At 73.4% G+C, this 15,268-nt stretch carries 14 protein-coding genes; 6 read left to right on the plus strand and 8 right to left on the minus strand.

Annotated features, from left to right (window positions below; genetic code table 11):
• Nucleotide 1: 1 nt before the first annotated feature.
• Both ACEZDG_RS36795 and miaB read right to left on the minus strand, forming a co-directional pair.
• Nucleotides 2-697 carry a class III extradiol dioxygenase subunit B-like domain-containing protein gene (locus ACEZDG_RS36795; RefSeq protein ID WP_380519110.1) on the minus strand — a complete coding sequence of 232 codons (696 nt, stop codon included), beginning with the start codon at nucleotides 695-697 and terminating at the stop codon, nucleotides 2-4.
• Nucleotides 698-707: 10 nt separating this feature from the next.
• On the minus strand, nucleotides 708-2,207 hold the full coding sequence (miaB, locus tag ACEZDG_RS36800; protein ID WP_380519116.1) for a tRNA (N6-isopentenyl adenosine(37)-C2)-methylthiotransferase MiaB: 1,500 nt from the start codon (nucleotides 2,205-2,207) through the stop codon (nucleotides 708-710).
• A 39-nt stretch (nucleotides 2,208-2,246) separates the two neighbouring features.
• Here miaB and ACEZDG_RS36805 point away from each other — a divergent pair, with 39 nt between their 5' ends.
• Nucleotides 2,247-3,329 (plus strand): TAXI family TRAP transporter solute-binding subunit, encoded by a 1,083-nt coding sequence (locus ACEZDG_RS36805; protein WP_380519122.1) that lies wholly within the window; start codon nucleotides 2,247-2,249, stop codon nucleotides 3,327-3,329.
• A gap of 20 nt (nucleotides 3,330-3,349) precedes the next feature.
• On the opposite strand, the gene ACEZDG_RS36810 is transcribed toward ACEZDG_RS36805, so the two are convergent.
• The gene (locus ACEZDG_RS36810; RefSeq protein WP_380519126.1) at nucleotides 3,350-4,153 is read right to left on the minus strand and encodes a MerR family transcriptional regulator; all 804 of its coding nucleotides are present in this window, start codon (nucleotides 4,151-4,153) and stop codon (nucleotides 3,350-3,352) included.
• Between the two features lie 160 nt (nucleotides 4,154-4,313).
• Here ACEZDG_RS36810 and ACEZDG_RS36815 point away from each other — a divergent pair, with 160 nt between their 5' ends.
• Nucleotides 4,314-5,111 carry a class I SAM-dependent methyltransferase gene (locus tag ACEZDG_RS36815; protein WP_380519128.1) on the plus strand — a complete coding sequence of 266 codons (798 nt, stop codon included), beginning with the start codon at nucleotides 4,314-4,316 and terminating at the stop codon, nucleotides 5,109-5,111.
• Nucleotides 5,112-5,153: 42 nt separating this feature from the next.
• Here the strand turns inward: ACEZDG_RS36815 and ACEZDG_RS36820 are convergent, their stop codons facing one another.
• Both ACEZDG_RS36820 and ACEZDG_RS36825 read right to left on the minus strand, forming a co-directional pair.
• A complete protein-coding gene (locus tag ACEZDG_RS36820) occupies nucleotides 5,154-6,563 on the minus strand; it encodes a sensor histidine kinase (protein ID WP_380519130.1) in 1,410 nt (469 codons plus the stop codon).
• Nucleotides 6,563-7,309, minus strand: a complete 747-nt coding sequence (locus ACEZDG_RS36825; protein WP_380519131.1) for a response regulator transcription factor — start codon at nucleotides 7,307-7,309, stop codon at nucleotides 6,563-6,565. The genes ACEZDG_RS36820 and ACEZDG_RS36825 overlap by 1 nt, the downstream gene beginning before the upstream one ends.
• 292 nt (nucleotides 7,310-7,601) lie before the next feature.
• Here ACEZDG_RS36825 and ACEZDG_RS36830 point away from each other — a divergent pair, with 292 nt between their 5' ends.
• From ACEZDG_RS36830 to ACEZDG_RS36845, 4 genes are all read left to right on the plus strand, one after another.
• Nucleotides 7,602-8,444 (plus strand): amino acid ABC transporter ATP-binding protein, encoded by an 843-nt coding sequence (locus tag ACEZDG_RS36830; RefSeq protein WP_380519132.1) that lies wholly within the window; start codon nucleotides 7,602-7,604, stop codon nucleotides 8,442-8,444.
• Between the two features lie 209 nt (nucleotides 8,445-8,653).
• Complete coding sequence (locus tag ACEZDG_RS36835) at nucleotides 8,654-10,285, plus strand: FAD-dependent monooxygenase (protein WP_380519134.1); 1,632 nt, start codon at nucleotides 8,654-8,656, stop codon at nucleotides 10,283-10,285.
• A 424-nt stretch (nucleotides 10,286-10,709) separates the two neighbouring features.
• The gene (locus tag ACEZDG_RS36840) at nucleotides 10,710-11,252 is read left to right on the plus strand and encodes a cysteine dioxygenase (RefSeq protein WP_380519136.1); all 543 of its coding nucleotides are present in this window, start codon (nucleotides 10,710-10,712) and stop codon (nucleotides 11,250-11,252) included.
• Between the two features lie 2 nt (nucleotides 11,253-11,254).
• Nucleotides 11,255-11,671 carry a rhodanese-like domain-containing protein gene (locus tag ACEZDG_RS36845; protein WP_380519137.1) on the plus strand — a complete coding sequence of 139 codons (417 nt, stop codon included), beginning with the start codon at nucleotides 11,255-11,257 and terminating at the stop codon, nucleotides 11,669-11,671.
• A gap of 44 nt (nucleotides 11,672-11,715) precedes the next feature.
• Here the strand turns inward: ACEZDG_RS36845 and rny are convergent, their stop codons facing one another.
• From rny to recA, 3 genes are all read right to left on the minus strand, one after another.
• Entirely contained in the window at nucleotides 11,716-13,131 is a 1,416-nt protein-coding gene (gene rny, locus ACEZDG_RS36850; RefSeq protein ID WP_380519139.1) for a ribonuclease Y, read from the minus strand.
• 231 nt (nucleotides 13,132-13,362) lie between these two features.
• A complete protein-coding gene (gene recX, locus ACEZDG_RS36855; RefSeq protein ID WP_380557090.1) occupies nucleotides 13,363-14,040 on the minus strand; it encodes a recombination regulator RecX in 678 nt (225 codons plus the stop codon).
• 2 nt (nucleotides 14,041-14,042) lie between these two features.
• On the minus strand, nucleotides 14,043-15,239 hold the full coding sequence (recA, locus tag ACEZDG_RS36860; RefSeq protein WP_380519141.1) for a recombinase RecA: 1,197 nt from the start codon (nucleotides 15,237-15,239) through the stop codon (nucleotides 14,043-14,045).
• Nucleotides 15,240-15,268 lie beyond the last annotated feature (29 nt).

Raw genomic sequence — 15,268 nt, forward strand, 5'->3', positions numbered from 1 at the left:
GTCAGGTCCAGCTGGCGACGAAGTAGCCGACGCCGTACGGGGCGTCCTGGTACAGCAGTTCGGCGTCCAGCGCCCCGGACGCGGCCCCGGAGAGCACCTGCCAGGGCGCCCGTCCCGAGGCCATCAGCTCGAACGCCAGCTCGTCGTCCATGGCCGACAGCTCACCGCCGGAGTCGGCCGTGGCCAGGCCGCGGGCAGCGGCGGCGTCGAAGCCGTCGGCCCGCTCGTCCAGGTAGCCGGGCGCCTTCAGGGTGCGCCGGGCGCTGCCCTCGCCGAGCACCAGCAGGCCCACCCGCGCGGCCGACTCGGCCAGCCGGACGCCGTTGGCGGCGCAGAGGTCGGGCTCCAGGTAGTCGGGGACGGCCAGTCCCTTGGCCGGACCGTCCCAGCCGGCCCGGGCGAGCAGCCAGGCGCCGACGCTGAGCGAGGCGGGCAGCGGCTCGGTCGACCCGGTGCGGCCGAGGGTCACCGCCAGGTCCACCCCGAACGGACCGAAGGTCCCGGTGCCGCCGTCCTCGAAGCTGATGTGCTCGGCGTCGGGGCCGACCACCCAGAGCAGGTCCGGCCGCGCCGCGAGGACCGCGCCGAGGGCGGTGTCGCAGGCGCCGCGGAGGCCGTCCAGCTCGGGTGCGGCACCCGAGGCGACCTCCGGGACCAGCAGCGGCGGGCAGGGGCAGACGGCGGCGGCGACCAGCATGCGGCCGACCCTACCGGCAGCTCGGGGCGTCGGCGACGGGCAGGGGCGCGGGCACGCCGAGGGACGGCAGGCCCAGCATCACCCCGGCCGGCTTGGCGGGCTCCGCCTGGCGCTTCTCCCAGGCGTCCCCGGCCCGGGTCCGCCGCACGGCCAGCGGCGCGCCCTCGGCGAGCAGGTGGTGCGGGGCGGCGTAGCTGATCTCGACGGTGACGACGTCGCCGGGGCGGACGCCCTCGACAGGCTTGGTGAAGTGAACCAGCCGACTGTCCGGGGCGCGTCCGGAGAGCCGGTCGGTGTGCTGGTCCTTGCGGCCCTCGCCCTCCGCGACCAGGACCTCCAGGATCCGTCCGACCTGCTTCTTGTTCTCCTCCCAGGAGATCTCCTCCTGGAGCGCGACCAGGCGCAGGTACCGCTCCTGGACCACCTCCTTGGGGATCTGCCCCGCCATCTCGGCGGCCGGGGTGCCGGGCCGCTTGGAGTACTGGAAGGTGAACGCCTGGGCGAACCGGGCCTCCCGGACCACGTGCATGGTCTGCTGGAAGTCCTCCTCGGTCTCGCCCGGGAAGCCGACGATGATGTCGGTGGAGATGGCCGCGTCCGGCATCGCCGCGCGGACCTTCTCGATGATGCCGAGGTAGCGCTCCTGCCGGTACGAGCGCTTCATCGCCCGCAGCACGCTGTCCGAACCGGACTGCAGCGGCATGTGCAGCTGGTGCATCACGTTCGGGGTCTCCGCCATCGCCGCGATGACGTCGTCGGTGAAGTCCTTGGGGTGCGGCGAGGTGAAGCGGACCCGCTCCAGGCCCTCGACCTCGCCGCAGGCGCGCAGCAGCTTGCCGAAGGCGGCGCGGTCGCCGATGTCCTGGCCGTAGGCGTTGACGTTCTGGCCGAGCAGGGTGACCTCGACCACGCCCTCCGCGACCAGGGCCTGGACCTCGGCCAGGATGTCGCCGGTGCGGCGGTCCTTCTCCTTGCCGCGCAGCGCCGGGACGATGCAGAAGGTGCAGGTGTTGTTGCAGCCGACCGAGATCGACACCCAGGCCGCGTAGGCGGACTCGCGGCGGGTGGGGAGGGTGGAGGGGAAGACCTCCAGCGACTCCAGGATCTCGACCTGGGCCTCCTCCTGGACCCGGGCGCGTTCCAGCAGCGCCGGCAGGTGGCCGATGTTGTGGGTGCCGAAGACCACGTCGACCCAGGGGGCCTTCTTCACGATGGTCTCGCGGTCCTTCTGGGCCAGGCAGCCGCCGACGGCGATCTGCATGCCCGGCTTGACCGCCTTGACCGAGGCGAGCTGGCCGAGGTTGCCGTAGAGGTGGTTGTCGGCCTTCTCCCGCACCGCGCAGGTGTTGAACACGACCACGTCGGCGTCCGCCCCGGACGGGGCCTTGGCGTAGCCGGCCTCCTCCATCAGCCCGGACAGGCGCTCGGAGTCGTGGACGTTCATCTGGCAGCCGTGCGTGCGGATCTCATACGTCTTGGCGGCGGTCTTGGAAATTTCAGCGGTACCCACGCCCCCAAGAGTAAGGGTTGTGCTGGCAGGATCACCCGCATGGCGGACAGCAGACGGTTGCGCACGCTCCCGGGCCGGGACCTGGTCCGGGGGATGCGGCAGAGCACGCGGTGGAATCCGCGCTGGAGCCTGCGCTCACGGGCGGTACGGCTGCTGCTCGCGCTGGTGCTGCTGGCCGCGGCGGGGTGCGGCTGGTGGCTGGCGACCCCGGACGGCATCTCCTACCCGCGCGGGACCTACGGGCTCGCCACCGGGTCGAACGGGGGCGTCTACCAGCGCTACGGGGACCTGCTGCGGCCGACCCTGGACCGGGACCTGCCCGGGGTGACCCTGCGGCTGGACGCCTCGGCCGGGGGTCCTGACAACCTCAGCCGGATCAGCGACGGCCGGGACACCTTCGGCATCGCCACCGCCGACGCGGTGGCCCACTTCACCGGCCCGGGGGCGACCCACCTGCGGTCGCTGGGGCGGCTGTACGACGACTACGTGCAGCTGGTCGTGCCCAGCGACTCCCCCATCAAGAGCGTCGGCGACCTGCGCGGCAAGCGGGTGGGCACCGGCCAGCCGGGGTCCGGGGTGGCGCTGATCGCCCAGCGGGTGCTGCAGGTGGCCGGGATCAGCGTGGCCAAGGGCGAACTCACCGCGCTGCCGCTGGGCATCGACGTGGCGCCGCAGCAGCTGGAGGAGGGCAGGATCGACGCCTTCTTCTGGTCCGGCGGGCTGCCCAGCGCCGCGGTGTCCGCGCTGACCGCCCAGCATCCGGTCCGACTGGTCCCGCTCGGCGGACTGGCCACCCAGCTGGACGCGCTCGCCGCCGAGGAGGACCCGGGGGCGCAGAACACCCAGATCTACCGCACCTCCACCGTGCCGGCCAGCGCCTACCCGCTCACCGTTCCGGACACCGCGGTCTCCACCCTGGCGGTGGCGAACCTCATGGTGACCAGGGACGACGTGCCGACCGGGCTGGTCGAGCGGGTCACCGCGGCGATCATCGACAGCCGGGACGTGATCGGCCAGAAGGTGCACTCGGCCCAGATGGTGGACATCCGTTCGGCGATCTACACGGATCCGCTGCCGCTGGCCGAGGGCGCCCGGCGCTACTACCAGTCGGTGAAGCCCTGAGCCCGCGCGGTACCGGACGGTCAGAGTTCCTCGCGCACCAGCTCCCGCAGCGGCCCCGCCACCGCCGCGTCCAGCAGCCTGGTGGCCTCCAGACGCATGGCGCGGGCGAGTTCGGCGTCCACCGCGGCCCGGGCCAGCGGGCGGAGCCGGCGGACGGTGCCCACCGCCTCGACCGCCTCCTGGTCGGTCAGCTGGTGTCCCGCATAGCGGACGAAGATGTGGATGGCGCTGAACTCCACGAAGCGGCGGGCCAGGTGGGTGATGTCCTGCCGCAGCTCCTCCAGGTGCCCGGTGATCGCGGGCAGCGGCACGCCGAGGGCGTGCAGTTCGACCGCCACGTCGAGCAGGCCGGGGCTGGGGACCAGGAACTCGTCCGCGTCCACGCCGTCGTCCTCGGGGACCGGGATCAGCACGCCGAGCCGTACCGCGACGTCGATGGCGTGCAGGTCCTCCACCCCGTGGAAGCTCTCGACCATCGCCGCCCGGCCGAGCCGCACCGGTTCCTCGTCGCTCCAGGGCGCGGTGACCTCGGCCACCAGGCCGAGCACGCCGCCGAGGCCGGTGCCGCTCTCCCAGGCGTCCAGCAGCTCCTTGATCCCGGCCAGGGTGTGGCCGCGGTCCAGCAGTTGGGCGATCAGCTGCAGCCGTTCCAGATGGGCCTGCTCGTAGATGTTGGCGCGACCCCGGCGGGCCGCGGGCGGCAGGAGGCCGCGGTCCTGGTAGGCGCGGACGTTGCGGACGGTGGTGCCTGCCGCTCGGGCCAGGTCGTCGATCCGCAACTCGGCCCGGTCGCCCGCACCCTGCGAAGGCACTTGAAGCTTCACGGCAGCAAATGTGTCAGTGGCCTCTGGCAGGGTCAATGCCCGGCTCTGGATCACTTGGCGAATTTTGCCCGAATAGTGAGATGAATCCTCTCAGTGAGAGAGACGGGCCCTAGAGTCGTCAGTACAGGCAGGGCCAGTGACGGGATGACAGGAGAATCCGATGTCCACTTACACCCATGGTTTCCATGCCGCAGTTCTGCGCTCGCACAGCTGGCGCACCGCGGCGAACTCCGCCGCCTACCTGCTGCCCGAGCTGAAGCCGGGCCAGGAACTGCTGGACGTCGGCTGCGGTCCCGGCACCATCACCGCGGACCTGGCGAAGATCGTGGCCCCGGGCCGGGTGACCGCGGTGGACTACTCGGCCGAGGTGCTGGCGCAGGCCGAACGCGCGGTGGCCGAGGCCGGGGTGTCGGGCGTGGTCTTCGAGGTCGCCGACATCCACGCGCTGCCGTACCCGGACGACTCCTTCGACGTGGTCCACGCGCACCAGGTGCTGCAGCACGTCGCCGACCCGGTCCAGGCGCTGCGGGAGATGCGCAGGGTCTGCCGCCCCGGCGGGGTGGTCGCCGCCCGGGACTCCGACTACGCGGCCTTCACCTGGTTCCCCGCGGTCCCCGAACTGGACGACTGGAACGCGCTGTACCACCGGGTCGCCCGGAGCAACGGCGGCGAGCCGGAGGCCGGACGGATGCTGCGCTCCTGGGCCCGGGCCGCGGGCTTCACCGAGCTCAGCTCGGGCTCCGCGACCTGGTGCTACGCCTCCGACGAGGAGCGGGCCTGGTGGGGCGGGATGTGGGCGGAGCGGATCACCGACTCGGCGATCGCCGGGCAGGCGGTCGAGCGCGGCTTCGCCGACCGGGACGAGCTGCGGCGGATCTCCGAGGGCTGGCAGCGCTGGGCGGCCGACCCGGACGGCTGGTTCAGCGTGCTGCACGGAGAGCTGCTGGGCCGGGCCTGAGGCCCTGTCCTGCCGTCCGGGCCAACTGCCCGGAACCGCAGGTCAGTTGTCGGCGACAGCCGGGACGGCCAGGGTCACGGTGAGCCCCCAGGGCTCGCCGGGCGCGAACTCCAGCACCCCGCCGGAGGCGGTGAGCAGGGTGCGGGCGATGGAGAGGCCGAGGCCGGAGCCGTCCACGTTCTGGTGCCGGGGGCTGCGCCAGAAGCGGTCGCCGACCCGGTCCAGCTCCTCCTCGGTCAGACCGGGCCCGGCGTCGGAGACGGCGACCTCGACCCGGTCGCGCTCCCGGTCGGCGGTCACCGCGACCCGTACCGCCTCGCCGGGCGGGGTGAACTTCAGCGCGTTGTCGATCACCGCGTCCAGCGCGCTGCCGAAGCCGACCGGGTCGGCCAGTCCGAGCAGTGGTCCGGCGGACGCCGCGCACTGCAGGCCCACCCCGCGCTCGCGGGCCAGCGCGGACCAGCCCTCGACCCGCTCGGCGGCCAGCGCCGCCAGATCCGTCGGCGCGGCCCCCTGGCCGGAGTGCTCGGCCACGGCCAGGCCCAGCAGGTCGTCCAGCACCGTCGCCAGCCGGCGGCCCTCGACCCTGACCCCGGCCATCTCCCCCTCGTGGCCCTCGGGCAGCTCCATGCCCATCGCCTCGACCCGCAGCATCAGCGCGGCCAGCGGATTGCGGAGCTGGTGCGAGGCATCGGCGACAAAAGCCCGCTGCTGGTCGAGAACCTGCTCGACGTGGTCCGCCATCTCGTTGAACGCCCGTGCCAGCCGCCGCAGTTCGGGCGGTCCCCCGGCCGGGGCGACCCGGGAGGCGAGCCGTCCGGTGGCGATGTCGTGGGTGACCTTGTCCAGGTCCTGGACCGGTCGCAGCACCCAGCCGGTGAGCAGCACCGCCGCCGCGATGGCGACCAGCACCGCCAGCGCCTCGCCGCCGGCGAGCAGCAGCCAGCGGTGCAGCACCCGGGAGCCCAGCGCCCCGGTCGGCGACTCGGTGACCACCACCGCGACCACGTCCCCGTCCCAGACCACCGGGGAGGCGACCACCAGCCGGCGGTCCTGCCAGGGCCAGGCCTGTGCCGGGTCGTGGCTGCGCCGTCCGTCCAGCGCCTCGACGAAGGGCTCGGCGGAGGCGCCGGTGGTGGCGTCGGTCCAGTCGGCCGGGTCGGCGGTGATCGGGGCGCCGTTGAGCTTGAACACCCCGGCCCGGATGTCGTAGACGTCGTAGTAGCGCCTGAGCTCGGTGTCCAGGGTGCGCTGCTGCTCGGCCGCCATCGGGCCGTTGGGCTGGCCGACCGGGTTCTGGGCCAGGGCGGCGAAGCGCGCGGTGTCGTCGATCCGGTCCACCACCAGCCGCTGCTGTTCGGCGGCGGCCTCGCTGATCGCGAGCGGGAGCCCGAGGGCGACCAGCACACAGGCCATCAGGGCGAGCAGGATGCCGAGCAGGCGGGTGCGCATCAACCGCCCGCCGGGTCCGCGTCCTGGTCGTCCCTCGGGACGACCAGCCGGTAGCCGATGCCGCGGACCGTCTCGATCAGCGCGGGAACAGCGAGCTTGTGCCGCAGCGAGGCTATGTGGACCTCGAGGGTGCGGGCAGTGCCCTCCCAACTGCTGCGCCAGACCTCGCTGATGATCTGCTCGCGCCGGATCACCACGCCGGGGCTCTGCGCCAGCAGGGCCAGCAGGTCGTACTCCTTGCGGGTCAGCGGCACATCCCGGTCGTGCACCAGGGCCCGCCGGGCGGCGGTGTCCAGGCGCAGGCCGAAGGAGCGGACCAGCAGGTCGGCGGTGGCGTCGGCGACCCGGGGCCGGTCGCCCGCGGCGGCCGGGACCGGGGCCGCCCCGCGCCGGGCCACGGCATGGATCCGGGCCAGCAGCTCGCCCATGTCGTAGGGCTTGACCACGTAGTCGTCGGCGCCCAGGTTCAGGCCGTGGATCCGGGAGTTGATGTCGGAGCGGGCTGTGACCATGATCACAGGGATGCCGCCGCGGCGGCGGATCTGCCCGCAGACCTCGAAGCCGTCCCGGTCCGGCAGGCCGAGGTCGAGCAGCACCACCCGGTAGGGGCCGCGGCCGTCCGGGACCAGCGCGTCCAGCGCCTCGTTCCCGGTACGGGCGTGGCGCACCTCGAAGCCGTGCTTGCTCAGCACCGCCACCAGCGCGGCGGCCACATGGTCGTCGTCCTCGACGAGGAGCAGGCGCACGGTCGTCTCCCCTGTGTCGGTTCGGGGCCTGTTGTCTGTTCGGAGCCTGGGTCGGCCCCAGGACATACCCGGTGGGTGCACCCCACCCCGGTTGGCCCCCTCCGGTCAAGGGGTGTCCCGCTGAGCGGACGGACCGTTACCGAGATGCGACGAGCCGACCAACCGCTTTCCGCGGCCCTACTACCTCAAATCCCGCTCAGATCGGCGATCAACCCCTCCCATCAGGCATATCGTCGGACCAAACCTCCGGTCACCCGGAGGCGAACCACCAGCCATGCAAGGGAGCCCGACCGTGCCGGACGGCGTGCCGCGGGCCGACGAGGCCGGGAGCCTGGTCACGCTGCGCGGGGTCAGCAAGCACATCGGTCTGGTGCAGGTACTGAACGGGATCGACCTGGACCTGACGGACGGCCAGGTCACCGCGCTGCTGGGCCCGGTCGGCGCCGGAAAGTCCACGCTCTGCCGGGCCCTGGCCGGCAGCGAGCGGATCGACTCCGGCAGCATCACCGTCGCCGGCCAGCCGCTGCGGCGCCGCCGCCGCTACGCCGGAACCGGCGCGGAGGGGCGCGGAGGGGTCGGCCCGGTGGCCGATCCCGGCAGCCTGCTGGCCCATCGCACCGTGCTGCAGAACGTGGTGCACGCCCGCAGGACCGGCCTGCTCCGGCGGCTCGGCAGCGCGGACGGGGAGCGGCGGGCGCTGGCCCTGCTGGAGCGGGTCGGCGCGGCCGAGTACGCCGCCCACTACCCCTGGGAGCTGTCCGGCGAGCGGCAGCAGCGGGTGGCCATCGCCCGGGCGCTGGCCACGGCGCCCCGGCTGGTCCTGGTGGACGAGCCCACCGTGCTGCCGCCCGCCGGGACGGCGGGGATGCCCGGGGCCGCCGGGGAGCCCGACGCCGGGCTGTCCGAAGCCGTGGCGCCGCCCGCGCTGCCGCTGCTGCTGCGCGGTCTCGCGGCGGACGGGCTGGCGGTGCTGGTCGCCACCGGCGATCCGGCCTTCGCCCGGTGCACCGCCGACCGGGTGGTCTTCATGGAGGGCGGGCGGATCATCGAGCAGGGACCGCCGGAGGAGTTCTTCACCACCCCCCGCACGGTCCGCGCCCGGGACTTCCTCTCCGCGGCGGCCAAGCCCTCCTGACGCCCCGGCGCGGTACAGGGCGCACGCGAGTGCACCAGTGCGCCGCCCGGGTACGCCACGAACCGGCGTACACCTGACGCTGCTTGACGACGCACCAGGCAATCTGTTGCAGTGACCTCTATGACTGGCCCAGCCCGAACCGGGCGCCCGACAGCGTCCGGCGCACCGGCCGGGGTCGGCCCGAGGGCCGACACGGACAGGGGGCGGGCGTGGACCCCGTGATCATCGTCGGCGCCGGTCCGGTCGGACTGGCGCTGGCCCTGGCGCTGGCGCGGCACCAGGTCCCCTCCGTCGTCCTGGACGACGGCGCCGGGGTGTCGCCCGAGGGCGCCCGCTCCACCGTGCTGCGCGCCGACACCACCGAGTTCCTGACCCGGCTCGGCTACGGCCGGATCGCCGCCGACGGCCGCGCGCTGAACTCCTGGCGCACCCTGCGGCGCAGCCGCGAGCTGCTGCACCTCCCGCTGCCCGAGGAGGAACTGCTGCACCTGGCCCAGCACCGGCTGCAGCGCGGACTCCGCGACGCCGTCTCGGCCGCCCCGCTGGTCCAGCTGGTGCACGACTCGGTCGTGGTCGAGGTCGAGCAGGACGCCGACGGGGTCAGCGTGCACACCGCCAAGACCTGGTGGCGCGGCAGCCACCTGGTCGGCTGCGACGGGCCGAAATCCGTGGTCCGCAAGCAGCTGCAGCTGCGCTTCCCCGGCCGCGCCGCCGCCGACCACTACACGGTCGCCACGGTCCGGGCCGACCTGCCGTTCCCCGGCGAGGCCCGGCTGCACCGGGACGCGCCGCGGCTGCTGCACGCCGGGGGCAGCCGCGAGGTCACCGCGCGCCCGCTGCCCGACGGCGTCTGGCGCTTCGACTGGCGGCTCCCGGTGGGACGCCCCGCGCTCACCCCGGACGCCCTGGTCGAGCAGCTGCGGGCGACCCTGGCCGGCTGGCACGAGGGCGAGGTGCCTCCGTACGAGCTGATCACCAGCGCGGACTACGTGGTCCAGCAGCGCCTGGCCACCCGGTTCCAGGTGGGGCGGGTGTTCCTGGCCGGGGACGCGGCGCACCTGCTCGGCTCGCTCGGCATGCAGAACCTGGACGAGGGCCTGCGCGACGCCGACAACCTGGCCTGGAAGCTGGCCCTGGTCTGGCACAACTGCGCCACCGAACGCCTGCTGACGAGCTATCAGCAGGAGCGCCGGAGCGCGGTGATCGCCCGGCTGCGGGCCGTGGACCAGGCCATGCCGCTGCTCCAGCCCAGCACCCCGCTGCTGGAGGCCAGGCGCAGCGTGCTCTCCGGATCGCTGCGGCGCAACGCCACCCTGCTCTCGGACGGCACCCTCGGCCGGGGCCGGCTCGGCGCGGCCCCCGCGTACCCGGGGCACCCGGCGCAGGCCCGTCCCTCGCTCAGCCCGGGGCTGTCCCCGACCAGCCCGGGCGTGCTGGTCCCCGACGTCCCCGTGGTCACCACCGACGGCACCCCGGACCGGCTCCGGGCCCGGCTCGGGCGCGGCTTCCTGGTGGTCCTGGTCGCCCCCGGCACCACCGTGTGGGCGGTCGAGCACTGGCTCGGCGCCGGGCTGATGCCGCAGCTCACCGAGGCCACCCGGGCGCTGCCGCTGCCCGCCGAGCTGCTGGTCACCGAGGCCTACCCGAGCGCGGTCCCGCACACCGTGCTGCTGATCCGTCCGGACGGCCATCTGGTCGCCGCCGTCCAGGGCTGCCGCCCGGACGACCTGTGGACCCTGGCCGACCGGGCCAGGGGCGGCTCGGCCGAGCTGCCGACCCCGCGCGGCGGCCGGGACACCGTCCCCGGAGAGCGCGTTCCGGCCGACCGGGCCCGGGCCTAGATGGGGATCGGCGGCGCATCCGTCAGCCCTTGCACAATCTTGACGATCAAGAGGCCCCGTGCTTCACTGACGACCATGCGGCAGCAGTACAGGAGGCTTCGGCCTCTCGGAGTTTCGGCTGAGAGCCCGGGTGTCGCCCCCCGGGACGTCGGAGCGCTGCCCACCCCCGCGATGACCGGTGTCCACCTGGTCCGTCGCGCCCACCTGGACCTCGTCCGGTACTTGGGCTCGCTGTGTACACGCGGCTGACAGCGGCCGCGAACCAGCTGTAGCACCATCCCGTCGTACGGCCTCGAGCCGCCTCAGGCGCACGCCCGCACTCAGCGGAGCCGTTCGCCGACTCCTGCTTTCGCGTACCCGTACCCGCGCAGCGTCGCGCGGGTCCTTTGCGCACCCGGTCGCCTCCACACCCGAGGATGCTCCCTTGTCGACGATCACCAGCGCCCCCGCCCGCTCCAGAAAAGAGTCGCAGAACCCCGTCCCCACCCTCGCCGACCTGCTCGCCTTCGCCAGGGCGACCGCCGCCGACCCGGCCGTGCTGGCCCAGCTCACCGTCAACCCGGAGGAGCGCACCTGGGTGCGGCTCGAAGGGCCGATGGGCAGCGAGGCCTGGCTGATCGGCTGGCCGCCCGGATCGGAGACCGGCTGGCACGACCACGGCGGCTCCAGCGGCGCGTTCGTCACCGCGAGCGGCGAGCTCAGCGAGCTGTCGCTGGGACTGCCGATCCCCACCGCGGGCTGGCGCAGCCTGGAGCTGATGGAGGGTGTCGACCGGCACCGCGCGCTGCCGGCCGGGCGCGGCCGGTCCTTCGGTCCGCACCATGTGCACCAGGTGGTCAACCCCTCGGAGGAGCAGGTCGCGGTGTCCGTGCACTGCTACTACCCGCCGCTGCCGATGCAGCGCCGCTACGCCCGCACCGGCGACACCCTGCGGCTGGCCCTGGTCGAGGGACCCGAGGAGTGGTGACCGTGGCACCGATCGGCATCGACGACCTGCTCGAACGCGAGCGCGCCCACCTCGACCGGCTCACCGCGGCCCAGGCGGCCGAGGCCGCCGCCGACGGCGGGGCCGTGCTGGTCGACATCCGCTACGCCGCGCTGCGGGACCGCGACGGCATCGTGCCCGGCGCCCTGGTGGTGGAGCGCAATGAACTGGAGTGGCGGCTCGACCCGCTGGGCGACTACCGGCTGCCCGAGGCCACCGGGCACGACCTGCGGGTCATCGTGCTCTGCAACGAGGGCTACGCCTCCAGCCTCGCGGCCCGGTCGCTGCAGGCGCTGGGGCTGCACCGGGCCACCGACCTGATAGGCGGCTTCCAGGCCTGGGCCGAGGCGGGGCTGCCGGTACAGCGGCCCGAAGGCTGGACCGCACCCGCCGCGGACTGACCGCGGCGGGTGCGGCTCGGCACACGGCTCGGCGGGCGGCCCGCTCAGCGGGCGAACTCGGTGGCCCGGCTCTCCCTGATCACGGTGATCCGGATCTGCCCCGGGTAGGTCAGCTCCTCCTCCACCTGCTTGGCCACGTCCCTGGCGATGACCTGCGCCTGGAGGTCGTCCACGGCCTCCGGCAGCACCATCACCCGGACCTCGCGCCCGGCCTGCATCGCGAACACCTTGTGCACACCCTCGTGCCGGCGGGCGATCGCCTCCAGCCGCTCCAGCCTGCGGGCGAACAGCTCCACCGACTCCCGGCGGGCACCCGGACGGCCGCCGGAGCAGGCGTCCGCCGCCTGGGTCAGCACCGCCTCGACGGTCTGCGGGTCGACCTCGCCGTGGTGCGCCTCTATCGCGTGGACCACCTCCTCGGCCTCGCCGTAGCGGCGCGCCAGCTCGGCGCCGATCAGCGCGTGGCTGCCCTCCACCTCGTGGGTCACCGCCTTGCCCACGTCGTGGAGCAGGGTGCAACGTTTCACCAGGACCGGGTCGACCCGCAGCTCGGCGGCCATCATCCCGGCGATGTGCGCCGACTCCACCAGGTGGCCGAGCACGTTCTGCCCGTAGGAGGTGCGGTAGCGCAACCGGCCGAGCAGCCGCAGCAGTTCGGGGTGCATCTCACCGATGCCGACCTCGGCCAGCGCGTCCTCGGCGGCACGGGCGCAGAGCCGCTCCACCTCGACCTGGCTGCGCTCGTACTCCTCCTCTATCCGCATCGGGTGGATCCGGCCGTCGGCGACCAGGGCCTCCAGGGTGAGCCGGCCGACCTCCCGGCGGACCGGGTCGAAGCAGGACAGCAGCACCGAGGCCGGGGTGTCGTCGATCACCAGGTTCACCCCGGTGACGGATTCGAAGGAGCGGATGTTGCGGCCCTCGCGGCCGATGATCCGGCCCTTCATCTCGTCCCCGGGCAGCCGCACCACGGCGACCACCGACTCGGCGGTCTGCTCGGCGGCGATCCGCTGGACCGCGGTGGCGACGATCTCCCGGGCCCGGGACTCGCCCTCGCTGCGCGCCCGGCGCTCGATCTCGCGGACGGTCCTGACCGCCTCGCGCTTGGCCTGCTCCTCCGCGACCCGGACGATCTCGGCCCGGGCCTGGGCCGCACTCAGTCCGGCCACCTGCTCCAGCGCGAGCCGCTGCTCGGCCTCGGCGAGAACGGCCCGGGTCCTGATCTCCTCGCGCTGCCGGGCCAGTACCGCCTGGGCCTCGGCCGCCTCGACCGCGCAGGCGTGCAGTCGGCGCTGCTCCTCGTCCAGCCGGCTCTCCCGCTCGGCGCTGCGCGACTCCCGGCGCTCCCACTCGGTCCGCAGCCGGGTGCTCTCCTCGCGGCTGCGGCGCAGCTGGGTCCGGGCGGCCAGCACCGCACCTGCCAGGACCAGACCGGCCACTGCGAAAAGCACGATCTCCATCGGTCCTCCCCGGCAGGCAGTAGGGCATGCCGAAGGGACGTGTGACCCACAGGAGACAGACAGATCGTCAGTTCAGTCGGTTTCAGCCCGTTCGGGTGCGCTTGTAGCGATCCCTCACTGCATGCGAGGCTAAGACCAGGTTACGAAATGGTCAAGATAGCGATCGAAGCTGACCGTTCGTCATCAGCCCATTCACATATTCCCCTTGATCTCTTTCCACTACCTTCACCGTCAGTCCTCCCAGAACGGGGGGTCCTGTTCATCCTCGGCGGGTCCGGCCGCTTCCGCGTCCAGCACCTCCCTGACCACCCGCAGGGCCAGGCCCTCCGGGTAGCCGCGCCGGGCGAGCATTCCGGCCAGTCGGCGGATCCGGACCTGCCGGTCCAGGCCCCTGGTCGAACGGAGCTTGCGCCGGACCAACTCCCGCGCCGTATCGGCCTCCTGCTCCGGATCCAGCCGCTCCACCGCCTCGGCGACCACGGCGTTGTCGACGCCCCGGCTGCGCAGTTCCATCGCCAGCGCGCGGCGGGCCAGGCCGCGGCCACGGTGGCGGGACTCCACCCAGGCGTCGGCGAAGGCGGCGTCGTCGATCAGCCCGACCTCCTCGAAGCGGGAGAGCACCTCCTCGGCGACCTCGTCCGGGATCTCGCGCTTGCGCATCGCGTCGGCGAGCTGCTTCCGGGTCTTCGACGAGCCGGTGAGCAGGCGCAGGCAGAGCCCCTTCGCCTGGGCGACCGGATCCTTGGGCTCCTTGTCCCTGGGCTCCTTGACCGCCCCGTCCGGGGACGTTCCGGGCGGGGGCGTCGCCGACAGCGGTCCGGGGTCGGCGGGGAGCAGGTCGAACCCCTCCCCGCCGACACCGTTGACCGACCAGTCGAGCGGCCCCCAGGCCTCGCGTTCCGGCAGCACGGTCAGGACTTGCCCGCAGCCGCCAGCGGCTCGGCCGGTGCCGCGGGAGCGGCGGGAGCCGGGACCGTCGCCGGGGCGGCGGGCTCCGGCACCGCGGCGGCGGCAGCCGCCTTCTCCGCCCTGGCCTTGCTGGCCCGGGTGGTCACCGACTTCACCACCGGGGTGATCTCCTTGACGGCGGGCGCGGCGCCCTCGACCGGCTTGCGCGGCCCGACGCCGAGCTTCTCCTTGATCTTGCCCTCGATCTCGTCCGCGAGCTCCGGGTTGTCCCGGAGGAAGTTGCGGGCGTTCTCCTTGCCCTGGCCCAACTGGTCGCCCTCGTAGGTGTACCAGGCGCCGGCCTTGCGGACGAAGCCCTGCTCCACGCCCATGTCGATCAGGCCGCCCTCGCGGCTGATCCCCTGGCCGTAGATGATGTCGAACTCGGCCTGCTTGAACGGCGAGGCCACCTTGTTCTTGACCACCTTGACCCGGGTACGGTTGCCGACCGCCTCGGTGCCGTCCTTCAGGGTCTCGATCCGGCGGATGTCCAGCCGGACCGAGGCGTAGAACTTCAGCGCCCGGCCACCGGTGGTGGTCTCCGGGGAGCCGAACATCACGCCGACCTTCTCGCGCAGCTGGTTGATGAAGATCAGGGTGGTGTTGGACTGGTTCAGCGCACCGGTGATCTTGCGCAGGGCCTGGCTCATCAGCCGGGCCTGCAGACCGACGTGGGAGTCGCCCATCTCGCCCTCGATCTCGGCGCGGGGCACCAGCGCCGCCACCGAGTCGATCACGATCAGGTCGACCGCGCCGGAGCGGATCAGCATGTCGGTGATCTCCAGCGCCTGCTCGCCGGTGTCCGGCTGGGAGATCAGCAGGTTCTCGAGGTCCACGCCGAGCTTCTTGGCGTAGTCGGGGTCGAGCGCGTGCTCGGCGTCGATGAAGGCGACGACGCCGCCGGCCTTCTGCGCGTTGGCCACCGCGTGCAGGGTGAGCGTGGTCTTGCCGGAGGACTCGGGGCCGTAGACCTCGACCACCCGGCCGCGCGGCAGGCCGCCGACGCCGAGGGCGATGTCGAGCGCCACCGAGCCGGTGGGGATGACCTCGATCGGGGCCCGCGGCTCGTCGCCGAGCCGCATGACGGAGCCCTTGCCGAACTGCCGTTCAATCTGGGCGAGCGCGGTCTCGAGGGCCCGCTCGCGGTCATTCGCTGCCATGGATTCCGTCCTGGGGGTTTGTGCTGAGC

Source organism: Streptacidiphilus alkalitolerans (assembly GCF_042511045.1).
Classification (GTDB): Bacteria; Actinomycetota; Actinomycetes; order Streptomycetales; family Streptomycetaceae; genus Streptacidiphilus; species Streptacidiphilus alkalitolerans.